This is a genomic window from Nocardia sp. NPDC004260 (genome assembly GCF_053603155.1).
Genome location: NZ_JBSGEZ010000127.1, coordinates 1 through 11,439, shown reverse-complemented (window position 1 = coordinate 11,439; position 11,439 = coordinate 1). Strand labels below are relative to the sequence as shown.

The 11,439-nt window shown below is 68.9% G+C and carries 9 protein-coding genes; 5 read left to right on the top strand and 4 right to left on the bottom strand.

The annotated features are described in order from the left end of the window. Positions 1-235 precede the first annotated feature (235 nt). The gene (locus tag ACWEO7_RS36415; protein WP_452430047.1) at positions 236-520 is read left to right on the top strand and encodes a creatininase family protein; all 285 of its coding nucleotides are present in this window, start codon (positions 236-238) and stop codon (positions 518-520) included. Here ACWEO7_RS36415 and ACWEO7_RS36410 read toward each other — a convergent pair. After that, a complete protein-coding gene (locus tag ACWEO7_RS36410) occupies positions 517-1,092 on the bottom strand; it encodes a TetR/AcrR family transcriptional regulator (RefSeq protein WP_452430045.1) in 576 nt (191 codons plus the stop codon). The two genes, ACWEO7_RS36415 and ACWEO7_RS36410, sit on opposite strands and share 4 nt — an antisense overlap. 118 nt (positions 1,093-1,210) lie before the next feature. Here ACWEO7_RS36410 and ACWEO7_RS36405 point away from each other — a divergent pair, with 118 nt between their 5' ends. Both ACWEO7_RS36405 and ACWEO7_RS36400 read left to right on the top strand, forming a co-directional pair. Continuing rightward, positions 1,211-2,263 (top strand): nucleoside hydrolase, encoded by a 1,053-nt coding sequence (locus ACWEO7_RS36405; protein WP_452430043.1) that lies wholly within the window; start codon positions 1,211-1,213, stop codon positions 2,261-2,263. Further along, positions 2,260-3,144, top strand: coding sequence for an amidohydrolase family protein (locus ACWEO7_RS36400; RefSeq protein WP_452430041.1), 885 nt, complete (start codon positions 2,260-2,262; stop codon positions 3,142-3,144). Before ACWEO7_RS36405 ends, ACWEO7_RS36400 begins: the two co-directional genes overlap by 4 nt. 331 nt (positions 3,145-3,475) lie before the next feature. Here the strand turns inward: ACWEO7_RS36400 and meaB are convergent, their stop codons facing one another. From meaB to ACWEO7_RS36385, 3 genes are read right to left on the bottom strand one after another with little or no spacing between them, the layout of a single operon-like run. Then, the gene (gene meaB / locus ACWEO7_RS36395; RefSeq protein WP_356969698.1) at positions 3,476-4,519 is read right to left on the bottom strand and encodes a methylmalonyl Co-A mutase-associated GTPase MeaB; all 1,044 of its coding nucleotides are present in this window, start codon (positions 4,517-4,519) and stop codon (positions 3,476-3,478) included. Continuing rightward, positions 4,516-6,795, bottom strand: coding sequence for a methylmalonyl-CoA mutase (gene scpA / locus ACWEO7_RS36390; RefSeq protein WP_452430039.1), 2,280 nt, complete (start codon positions 6,793-6,795; stop codon positions 4,516-4,518). The genes meaB and scpA overlap by 4 nt, the downstream gene beginning before the upstream one ends. After that, a complete protein-coding gene (locus ACWEO7_RS36385) occupies positions 6,795-8,651 on the bottom strand; it encodes a methylmalonyl-CoA mutase family protein (protein ID WP_452430037.1) in 1,857 nt (618 codons plus the stop codon). Before ACWEO7_RS36385 ends, scpA begins: the two co-directional genes overlap by 1 nt. Before the next feature lie 181 nt (positions 8,652-8,832). On the opposite strand from ACWEO7_RS36385, the gene ACWEO7_RS36380 reads away from it, so the two are divergent. Both ACWEO7_RS36380 and ACWEO7_RS36375 read left to right on the top strand, forming a co-directional pair. Next, positions 8,833-9,519 carry a TVP38/TMEM64 family protein gene (locus ACWEO7_RS36380; RefSeq protein WP_452430035.1) on the top strand — a complete coding sequence of 229 codons (687 nt, stop codon included), beginning with the start codon at positions 8,833-8,835 and terminating at the stop codon, positions 9,517-9,519. A 388-nt stretch (positions 9,520-9,907) separates the two neighbouring features. Beyond that, positions 9,908-11,439, top strand: a 1,532-nt coding sequence (locus ACWEO7_RS36375) for a condensation domain-containing protein (protein ID WP_452430033.1), incomplete at its 3' end; no start/stop codon positions are given.

Here is an 11,439-nt window from a genome sequence, read left to right as displayed (position 1 = left end):
CCGGTCGACCAGCCGGCCACCGCAACCAGCGTCCAGCACCCCGCTACGACGTGCACATCAAAACACCCAGCAACCAGAAGCCATCCAAACCCCCCCCCGGGCCACGACCCCGCCGAACAGGATAAAAACCCAGCTCAGAGGTTAAAACTCAAGCCAAGAGGCCAACACCACCGGCCGCAACGTCGTGGTCTATCCCGGCCGAGAGGACTGGAACCGAGCCCGGGAGGCCGCCGGAATGGACACCAGCTCACACGATGACATGCACGGTGGCGAACTCGAAACGTCGATTCTGCTGCACGCCAGACCTGACCTGGTGCGGCCATCGTTCCGGCACGCGGATCACGAGGCGTCCGATCGTGCGCATCTCCAGCTGCTCGGCATGTCGGCATACACATCCAGCGGGATTATCGGACGCCCCTCGGCAGCGACCGACGTCAAAGGAAAGGCGGCGCTGGACGCTCTGACGAAGTCATTCGGGGAATACTTAGCGCTGATCACGCACGCAGGCACAGAGCACTAATCCTCGACCCCGACCAGTGCTGCGATCGCCTGTGCCAGGCGGTCGCCGTCGGGGAGGTTCGCGTCCGGAGCGATGGTTTGCAGTAAGCCGAGGCCCTGGACGAGTACGAAATACAGTTCGCCGATCGCCTCGGCCTGTTCTTCGCTCAGCTGCGGGTGTGCCTCTCGCAGCGCGTCCGCCATGTCCCGGTAGGCCCCGGGCAGGGTCTGCGCGAAGAACTTCCGTGACTCCGGCGAACGGGCGACCCTGACCAGGTTCTCCATGCTCGCCAGCATGCTGTCGTGATTCTCGGTGAACACTGCGGGCATGCCGTTCCACGTCGCGGCGAACGCCGCCAGCGGCGCCGCGCCGCTACCCTCGCGGATCTTCTGTTCCATGCTGTCGCCGATCGCGGTGCCAAGAGAGTCGGCCAGGGCCTCGGTGATCAGCTGGTCTTTCGAGCCGAAGTGGTAGCCGATCGCCGCCAGGCTCACACCGGCCGCCGAGGCGATGTCGCGGGCGGTCGCCTTGGCGACGCCCCGCTCGATGATGACTTTCCGTGCTCCCGCCAGCAGATCCTCGCGATTTCCCATGACTCGAGGCTACAACGTCTCAGACATATGTACCAGACGCGTGTACTACCGCCTGCCATCATCGAGCTATCGGCCACCTCGGCGACGCCCCGGCACCCCGGCTCGCTAGTCTCGTCCCGTGCGGCAGAAGATCATCCTGGACGTCGACACCGGCATCGACGACTCGCTCGCGCTGCTGTACCTGCTCGGCTCGCCCGAGGCCGAGATCACCGGAATCGCCGCCACCGCGGGCAACGTTCCGGCGGCGCAGGTGGCGGCGAACAATCTGGCCTGGCTGGATGTCTGCCACGCGCCGGACATCGAAGTGGCGCTCGGCGCGGCCGAACCACTCGCGATCCCGCTGCGCACCACCGAGGACACGCACGGACCCCAGGGCATCGGGTACGCCGAACTCCCCCAGTCGGCTCGCCGTCTCTCGCCGCGATCGGCCGCGCGGATGTGGGTCGAGCTGGTGCGCGCGCATCCCGGGGAGATCGTCGGACTCTGCACCGGGCCGCTGACCAATCTCGCACTCGCCTTGCGGATCGAACCGGAGCTGCCGCTGCTGCTGCACCGCCTGGTGATCATGGGCGGCGCGTTCAACCATCCGGGCAACACGACGCCGACCAACGAGTGGAACGTGCACGTCGATCCGGAGGCCGCCAAGGAGGTCTTCGACGCGTTCGCCGCGGCCCCCGCGCAGCGCAGGCCGATCGTGTGCGCGCTCGACATCACCGAGACCATCGAGATGCGGCCCGAGCACCTGGCCCGTCTCGCCGAGCACGCCAAGAGTTACCCGGTGGAGGTCGTCTCGCCCGCCGATCCGCCCGAGGCCCGCTCGGCGGCGAGCAATCCGATCGTCCGGCACGTCACCGACGCGGTGCGGTTCTACTTCGATTTCCACCATGGCTACGACCTGGGCTATCTGGCCCACATGCACGACCCGTTCGCGGCCGCGGTGGCGCTGGACCCGGCGCTGGCCCGTACCCGCCCGGCGACGGTGGACGTGGAACTGGCCGGCACCATCACCCGCGCGACCACGGTCGCCGACTGGACGGGCATGTGGGGCCGGGAACCGAACGCCGACATCGTGATCGGCACCGACCGCGAGCTGTTCTTCGAGCGACTGATCGCCCGGGTCGGCAACCTCGCGCGCACGGTGCATCCGCCCGCCACGCAGGAGGTCCGGTGAGCGGCGCCGACGACACGACCTACCTGGCCGCCTTCCGCACCCGGCTCGGGCTGCCCGGAATCATCGACGTCCATACGCATTTCATGCCCGACCAGGTGCTGCGGAAGGTGTGGGCCTACTTCGACTCGGCGGGTCCGTTGACCGGCCGCGCCTGGCCGATCACCTACCGCGCCGACGAGCAGGTCCGTTTGAAGACGCTGCGCGACTTCGGCGTTCGCGCGTTCACCGCTCTCGTCTACCCTCACAAGCCGGACATGGCCGCGTGGCTGAACGAATGGACCGCAGACTTCGCGGCACGCACGCCCGATTGCCTGCACACCGCCACCTTCTTTCCTGAACCACAGGCCGCGAGCTATGTGCGGGAGGCCGTCGAACGCGGCGCCCGCGTCTTCAAAGCGCACGTCCAAGTCGGCGGCTACCATCCGGGCGACCCGCTGCTGGACCCGGTGTGGGGCCTGCTGGAGGACGCGCGCGTTCCGATCGTCATCCATTGCGGTTCCGGCCCCGCGCCCGGAACGCACACCGGGCCGGAACCGATCGCCGGTATGCTGCGGCGCTTTCCGCGCCTGCGGTTGATCGTCGCGCACATGGGCACGCCGGAGTACTCCGAATTCCTGGACCTGGCCGAGGCCTACGCGGACGTGCGGCTGGACACCACCATGGTGTGGACCGATTTCTCCGAGGCCGACGCCCCGTTTCCGGTGCACGAACACGGTAGGCTGCGCGCCTTCGCCGACCGCATCCTGTTCGGCAGCGACTTCCCGAACATCCCACATTCCTACGGTCATTCGATCGAGGCGCTCGAACGACTGGATCTCGGTGACGACTGGCTGCGCCGGGTCTGTTACCGCAATGCGGCGGCGCTGTTCGGCCTGGAATGACGCGAGTGGTCCAGCTGCCGGCCTGGCTCGCGGCGCCGGCCGGGGCCGTGGGGATCGCCCTGCACTTCAGCGCGTCGTCGTCTCGGATTTCGGTCTTGGCGGCTTCGGGTGCGCCGTATCTGATGGGTTGCGCCGTCCTGGGGGCGGTGGCGTTCCTCGCGATGCGGCAAGCGGTGGCCGCCCCTGGTCGGTATCGACCACATCCTCGTCGCCGGCGGTAGCGCGGTCGCGGTGGAGACCGTGGGACTCCCCGGCGCGGACCATCGGGCCTTGGTGGCGCGGATCCAGCTGGACGGGGCGGGGTAAGGCGCCGGATCGGGACCCCGGCGGCTCAGCGGCCGTCGAAGGCGTTCAGCAGTTCCTCGGCGGCGAGCGCGGCGGTGAGGGTGCCGTCGCGGACCTGCTTCTCCACTTGCGCCCGAATGGCTTTCACGTCCGGGTTGTCCGAGAGCCTGCGCAGCAGCTGGTCGTGCACCATGGTCCAGGTCCAGTCCACTTGCTGGCGACGGCGCTTCTCGGCGAACTCCCCGGCGTCGGTGAGCACACGACGATGTTCGAGCACCGTGTCCCAGAACCGGTCCAGGCCGATGCCTTCCAAACCGCTCATGGTCAGCACCGGCGGCCGCCACAGCGCGTCGTGCGGGTGGATCAGCCGCAGCGCGCCCGCAAGTTCCCGGGCGGCGGCTCTGGCCTCTACCTCGTGTTTGCCGTCGGCCTTGTTCACCGCGACCAGGTCGGCGAGTTCGAGCACACCCTTCTTGATCCCTTGCAGCTGGTCGCCGGTCCTGGCCAGGGTGAGGAAGCAGAACACATCGACCATGTTCGCGACGGTGACCTCCGACTGGCCCACCCCGACGGTCTCCACCAGGATCACGTCGTATCCCGCCGCCTCGAGCAGCACGATGGTCTCGCGTGTCGCCTTGGCAACGCCGCCGAGCGTGCCCGCCGTGGGCGAGGGCCGGATGTAGGCCTCCCGCTGCACCGACAGCCGCGCCATCCTGGTCTTGTCGCCGAGGATGGAACCGCCGGTCCTGGTCGAGGACGGGTCGACAGCGAGCACCGCGACCCGGTGCCCCCGCTCGATCAGATACATGCCGAGCGCGTCGATGAAGGTCGACTTGCCGACGCCGGGAACGCCGGTGATGCCGACGCGGTTGGACGGCGCGCCCCCCGCGCCCGCCTCCGGCGTCACCTTCAGCAGCAGCTGCTGCGCCAGCGCACGGTGATCGGCCCTGGTGGATTCCACCAGCGTGATCGCCCGCGCCAGAGCGGCACGCTCGTTGGCGCGGACCGCCGCGGCCAGAGCGTCGACGTCGATCGCCCGGCGCGCGGTCACCTTCGGGGTGTCGCGCGCCGGGGAACCCGCTTCGCTCATTCCGTCGCGGCGGAATCCGCGCCGCCGCTGCCGAGTTCGTGACCGAGTTCGGCGCCGAGCTTCTTCAGCAAGTCGATCGCGGCGTCCGCGATCACTGTGCCGGGCGGGAATATCGCCGCCGCGCCCGCCTGGTAGAGCTCCTCGAAGTCACCGGGCGGGATGACGCCGCCGACGATGACCATGATGTCGGGGCGTCCGACATCGGCCAGTGCCTGCCGCAGGGCGGGCACCAGCGTGAGGTGGCCTGCCGCCAGCGACGACACACCGACGACGTGCACATCGTTGTCGGCCGCCTGCTGCGCCACCTCTTCCGGCGTCTGAAACAGCGGGCCCACGTCGACGTCGAAGCCGAGGTCGGCGAAGGCCGTGGCGATCACCTTCTGTCCCCGGTCGTGGCCGTCCTGCCCCATCTTCGCGACGAGGATGCGCGGCCTGCGGCCCTCGGCCTCGGCGAATTCCTCGACCAGCTCGCTCGCCTTGGTGATGTTGGTGACCTTCCCTGCCTCGTCGCGGTACACACCGGAGAGGGTACGGATCTCCGCCTGGTGGCGGCCGTACACCTGCTCCAGCGCAGCGGAGATCTCGCCGACGGTGGCATTGGCCCGTGCGGCGTCGATGGCCAGCGCGAGCAGGTTGTTCGCCATGCCGCCCTCGGAAGAGGCCGCGGCGCGGGTCAATTCGGCCAGCGCCCGCCGTACCGCGTCGGGGTCACGCTCGGCGCGCAGGCGTCGCAGCTTCTCGATCTGCTCGGCGCGCACCCGCGAGTTCTCGACCTTGAGGACCTCGACCTGCTGGTCCTCTTCGACCTGATACTTGTTGACGCCGATCACCGGCTGCTGGCCGGTGTCGATCCGCGCCTGAGTGCGCGCGGCGGCTTCTTCGATGCGCAGTTTCGGGATGCCCTCGCCGATCGCCTGCGCCATGCCGCCGTGCGCCTCGACCTCCGCGATATGCGCGCGGGCGCGGTCGGCCAGCTGGTGGGTGAGCCACTCGACGTAATACGAGCCGCCCCACGGGTCGATCGGGCGGGTGGTATTGGACTCCTGCTGGATCAACAGCTGGGTGTTGCGGGCGATGCGCGCGGAGAAGTCCGTGGGCAGCGCCAGCGCCTCGTCGAGCGCGTTGGTGTGCAGCGACTGCGTGTGGCCCTGGGTGGCTGCCATCGCCTCGATGCAGGTGCGCGCGACGTTGTTGTAGGCGTCCTGCGCGGTGAGCGACCAGCCGGAGGTCTGCGAATGGGTGCGCAGCGACAGCGATTTCGCGCTCTTCGGGTTGAACTTCGCGACCAGCTCACTCCACAGCAGGCGCCCGGCGCGCAGCTTGGCGACCTCCATGAAGAAGTTCATGCCGATGGCCCAGAAGAACGACAGCCGCGGCGCGAACTTGTCGACCTCCATGCCCGCGTCGATGCCCGCCCGGATGTATTCGACGCCGTCGGCGAGGGTGTAGGCCAGTTCCAGGTCGGCGGTCGCGCCCGCTTCCTGGATGTGGTAGCCGGAGATGGAGATCGAATTGAACTTCGGCATCTTCGCGCTGGTGTAGGCGAAGATGTCGGAGATGATCCGCATCGAGGGCTTCGGCGGGTAGATGTAGGTGTTGCGGACCATGAACTCTTTCAGAATGTCGTTCTGAATGGTTCCGGCCAGCTGTTCCGGCGCGACGCCCTGTTCCTCGGCGGCCACGACGTAGAGCGCCAGGATCGGCAGCACCGCGCCGTTCATCGTCATCGAGACGCTGACCTGGTCCAGCGGGATGTGGTCGAACAGCTGGCGCATGTCCAGGATCGAGTCGATGGCGACGCCCGCCATGCCGACGTCACCTTGCACCCGCGGATGATCGGAGTCGTAGCCGCGGTGGGTCGCCAGGTCGAACGCGACCGACAAGCCCTTCTGACCCGCCTGCAAATTGCGCCGGTAGAAGGCATTCGAGTCCGCTGCGGTGGAGAAACCCGCGTACTGACGGATGGTCCACGGCTGGTTGACGTACATCGTGGGGTACGGACCGCGCACGAACGGCGCGACACCGGGCACGCTGTCGAGCGGATATCCTGCGGCCGCGATCGCGTCCCGGTCGGCCTTGGTGAACACCGGCGGCACGTCGATGCCTTCCGGGGTCGACCACACCAGCTGTTCGGGGGCGTACTGGTTGGCCGCCGCGGCCGCGCGCACGTACTCCGTCACCTGCGCCGCGTCGACCGCGGCGGGCTCCGGCGCGCCCTCGGCCAGCGGCACGTCGGCGAAACTACCGATCACGTGCTTGATCTCACGAGTAGTCATCAGGCTCCCACCTTCTCCAGCAGGCCGGACAGCGCGGCGACGGCGTCGATGCGCGCGGCGAGAAATCCGTCCGGGCGTTGCGCGTCGTCCAGGTCGGCGACAGCCTTCGCCGCACCCGCCAGCAGCACGGTGGGCACGCCCGCGGCACGCAGTTGCCGCACCGCTTCACCCGCTTCCGATCCGTAGCGCGTATCCGAGCCACACAGCACCGCGATCGGCGCCCCCGCTTCGGCGGCCGCCGCGGCGATTCCGTCCACCGCGAGCGGACCCGGATTGATCGACTCGATGCCGCCCGAGGCCAGCAGATTCGCGATGAAGGTGACCCGCACGTTGTGCTCTGCCACCGAGCCGAGCGGCACCAGCAGCGCTTTCGGCCGCGCACCATGCTCTGCGAGGTAGGCGTCGGAGCGGTTGCGCAGCTGCTCGAACGCGGCGCCGTAGCGGGCGACCCGGCCGGTCTGCCGCGCCGCCTCGGACAGCGGCTGCTCGGCGAGGTTCGGGAATTCGTTCACGCCGGTGACGGCGGTCTTGCGGTGCGCGACATCGGCGTCGCGAGCGGCCTTGGTCGCCGCGACCCGCTCGGCGAGCAGCCCGGACTCCAGCGCGGTGAGGTAGCCTCCGGCCGCCTCGATCTCCTGGAGGAACTCCCATGCCTTCGCCGCCAGCGCGGCGGTCAGGTCCTCGACGTACCAGGAGCCCGCACCCGGATCCTGCACGTGGCCGAGGTGCGATTCCTCGAGCAGCAGCAGCTGAGTGTTGCGGGCCATCCGATCGGCGAACGCCTGCGAGACGCCGAGTTCACCGGGCGGCAGGGCGGAGTCGAACGGCAGCACGGTCACGGTGTCGGCGCCGCCGATGCCCGCGCCGAACGCGGCGAGCGTGGTGCGCAGCATGTTCACCCACGGGTCGCGCTGACTCATCATGACGGCCGAGGTGACCGCGTGCTGGGGCGCGCCGCCGAAATCCGGTGCGCCGCAGACCTGCGCGACCCGCGCCCACAGCCGCCTGGCGGCACGGAACTTCGCGACGGTGGCGAACTGATCGTCGGTGGCGGCGAACCGGAACTCCAGCTGTCCCAGCGCGTCGGCGATGTCCAGGCTCTCCGTCAGCGACCGCAGGTAGGCCAGGCCCGCGGCGACGGCCGCGCCCAGTTCCTGGGCGTCGGAGGCGCCCGCGTCGTGGAAGACGGTGCCATCCACGGTGATCGCACGCACCGTTTCCGGTCGTCGCGCCGCCTGTCCGGCCAGTGCGACGGCCTCGGCGAGACCGGTGTCGGCCGGGCCGGCGAAGCGGCTGGTCAGAGGCGCGGCGCCGAGCGAGACCCGGATGCCGTCGCGCGCCGGCGCGGCGTAGCCGTCGAGCGCCGTGAACACCTGCGCCGCCGCGTCGGCGACGTCGCCGCCCGCGTCGAGCGTGAGCGGGGCGAGTTCGAAGAGCAGGCCGGTCAGGGCGGTCGGCAGATCCGCCACCGGTACGCCGCGCTCGCCCGCACCGAGCCAGATCGCGCTGATCCCGTTCTCCAGCGCGGCCAGGATCTCGCGGGTCGCCGCCGCGGCGTCGCGCTGGGCGAACCGCGCGCTGACGAACCAACCCCGGTGCACGTCGCGAGTGGCTTCCCGGCCGCGAACGAAGGGGAATGTTCCGGGCAGGGGCTGCTCCGGCAGCTCGTCACGCCGGGTGTAGAGCGGTGCGACCGTCAGCCCGTCATAGGTGGTCTCGTCGAGCAGTCGCTCGGGCTCCTCGGGAAGTTCGCTGACATCGACGCGGCGAGCCTTCGCCAGCACCCCGGCAACACCCTTGCGCCATGCGCCGTATTCGGGCACCGGGTCGGCCCCGGGATCTGAAGCAATCGGCATAGCTTGCTGTTCCTCTTCCTCACCACGGGCGCACCGCCAGTGCGCGCCCGATACCCTCACATTCGCCCAGCTCAGCGACTACTTCGGTTAACGGGCATTCGTCCCGCTTCCACTGATGCTAGCGGGCGTATTCCCAGCCGGTTGACCCTGCCCGCCACTACCAACCGGTAACCTGTCGCCCGTGACGAGGCTGATCCGTGACCCGCGTATCGTCGCGCTGATCGTCGGCGCGGTCGCGCTGTTCGGCGCGGCGCTGCTGGTTCCGCTGCCGTCGCCCCGCCAGGTGCAGGACTGGGCGACTTCCGTCGGTCCGCTCTTCCCGCTGCTGTTCTTCCTGGTCCACGCTCTGGTGACGGTGGCGCCGATCCCGCGCACCGTATTCACCGTCAGCGCCGGACTGTTGTTCGGCCCGCTGCTGGGCATCACGCTCGCGGTGAGCGCGACGACCGTCAGCGCGGCCCTGGCCATCGTGCTCATCCGCGCGCTCGATCGCAATCAGGTCGCCGCCCGGCTCACCCATCCCGCGGTGCGCGCCATCGACGAACGTCTCGCCCGCCGCGGCTGGCTGGCGGTCGGCTCGCTGCGGCTCATCGCGGCCGTACCGTTCTCGGTGATCAACTACTGCTGTGGCTTGTCCTCGATCCGGTTCTGGCCGTATCTGTTCGCCACGGTGCTGGGTGTGCTGCCCGGCACGATCGGCACCGTCATCCTCGGCGACGCGCTCACCGGGACCACCCATCCGGCGATGCTCGCGCTGTCCGGCGCCTGCCTCGCGGTCGGACTGGCCGGTCTCGTCGTCGACGCGCGATGGAAGACGGCAGTCCCCGCTTCGGTGGACATCGCCGAACCCATCGCGGCTGCCGACTGAGCAGCGCTCGATCCGTGGCCGATTCCACCGGAACCGGGGTCACGTCCACCACGGCCGCCGCGCAGCCCGACGGGAAAGACGGGAATTCATCGGTGCCGAGAACAAGGACAAACCAGTAATAACGGACTGAGCGCCCGTCTGATCTCCAGGACACGGTTCGCCTGCGGCACCGTAATTGACACTACAACGGCGCGATCGGCCGAATCAGGCCGCAGTGCAGTTCGGCCGCTACCGCGTCGCAAAAGTCTCTGCTGCGGCGGTTCCGCGCACCGGCCCTTATCAATTTCGTAAATTCGGCAACTATTTGCCGCTCTGCATCGTGGTTTAGGTGTACGCGAACGAACCGGTCGGCATAAACTGATTTCCGGTCGGGTCTGGAGGCAAGGTGATGACCGTTCAGCGACCGCAGTTCGACCCCGACCCTGGATCGAACACCGCACCGGACGTGTCGCCACCAGAGCCTGTACCGCTGTCAGCCGGACAGCGGGGGCTGTGGCTGGCGCAACGCTTGAGTCCGGACGTCCCGATATGCGAGGCGCAATACGTCGAGTTCCACGGCGAGCTCGATCGTGAGCTTCTGCGTTCGCTGATAATTCGCGCGGGTCACGAGTTCCAGTCAGGGTATTTTCGGCTGGTCGAGGTGGACGGTAGCCCGCATCAACTGTTCGACCCGTCGCTGGCTTCGACGGGGCCGGTAATCGATACGCGTGCCGAACCGGATCCCATGGCGGCGGCACTGAAGTGGATGCGCGACGAATACACCGCACCGCTGGATATGGCTCGGGACCGGTTGTGGGCGGGGGCGCTGTTGCAGGTCGGCGATCGACATTACCTGTTGTACAGCAGAGCTCACCACGTCGCGGTGGACGGCTACGCCGCGATGACGATGTTGAACCGACTCGCGGAGTTGTACACGGCCGCCGTGGAGCAACGGCCGCCGGAACCGAACCGGGCGGCGGACCTTCGCACACTGTACGAGGCCGACCGCACGTATCGGGAGTCGAAGCGGTTCGCCGACGACCAGGCATATTGGGTGGACAAACTCGCCGATGTCGCCGATGACGAATCCAGTCTGGCGACCCGCTACGCGCCGCCGCGTGCGGACAGCGTGGTCGCGCTGGCCGAACTGCCGACGGCGCTGGTGGGGCGGATCGCGGACGCCGCGAAAGCGCTCGACGCGAGCCCGGCCGCGGTGGTGATCGCCGCGTTCGGTTGCTATCTGGCCCGGATGACCGGCCGGGACGAGGTTCTCGTCGATGTTCCCGTCTCCGGCCGAACCACGGCCGTCCTGCGCCGGTCCGGCGGGGTGTTCGTCAACCTCGCGCCGCTTCCGCTCGCACTCGGCCCGGAAGACACGGTCGCGACGCTGGTACGGCGGGTCCAATCCGACTTGGTCGGAGCGTTGCGCCACCAGCGGTGCGGCCTCGCCGATATTCGCGCCGCCACCGGATCGCGCGGGCAGCGGCGGTTCGCGGGCCCGATGGTGAACGTCATGTTCTTCCCCCAGAAGATCCGCTTCGGCGAGTTGACCGGGGACTTCCACGTCCTCAGCTCCGGGCCGGTCGAGGATCTCCTGGTCAACCTGTATCAGACCGGAGAACCGCCGCGGACGATCCTGCACTTCCTGGCCAACCCCGACCGCTACACCGGCCCCGAACTGTCCGCCCACCACAGCAAGTTCGTGGAGTTCCTCGACGAGTTCGCCGCGGCGGCTCCGGCCACCGACCTCGCGCGGATCCACCCCGGCAGCGCGCGCGAAGCGGCCCGGATCCGAAGCCGCCGCGACGACCTCGCGTTCTGGCGCGACGCGCTCGCGGACCTTCCGGAGGAGTTGTCTTTGCCGGTGGATCGCCCCCGCCCCGCAGTAGCCTCCCACCACGGCGCCACCACCACCTACACCCTCGACACCGAACTCATCAC

Excerpts from the sequence above, each read along its gene's own strand:
- ACWEO7_RS36415 (WP_452430047.1), top strand. The coding sequence starts at position 236 with ATGGACACCAGCTCACACGATGACATGCACGGTGGCGAACTCGAAACG.
- ACWEO7_RS36410 (WP_452430045.1), bottom strand. The coding sequence starts at position 1,092 with ATGGGAAATCGCGAGGATCTGCTGGCGGGAGCACGGAAAGTCATCATC.
- scpA (WP_452430039.1), bottom strand. The coding sequence starts at position 6,795 with ATGACTACTCGTGAGATCAAGCACGTGATCGGTAGTTTCGCCGACGTG.
- meaB (WP_356969698.1), bottom strand. The coding sequence starts at position 4,519 with ATGAGCGAAGCGGGTTCCCCGGCGCGCGACACCCCGAAGGTGACCGCG.
- ACWEO7_RS36385 (WP_452430037.1), bottom strand. The coding sequence starts at position 8,651 with ATGCCGATTGCTTCAGATCCCGGGGCCGACCCGGTGCCCGAATACGGC.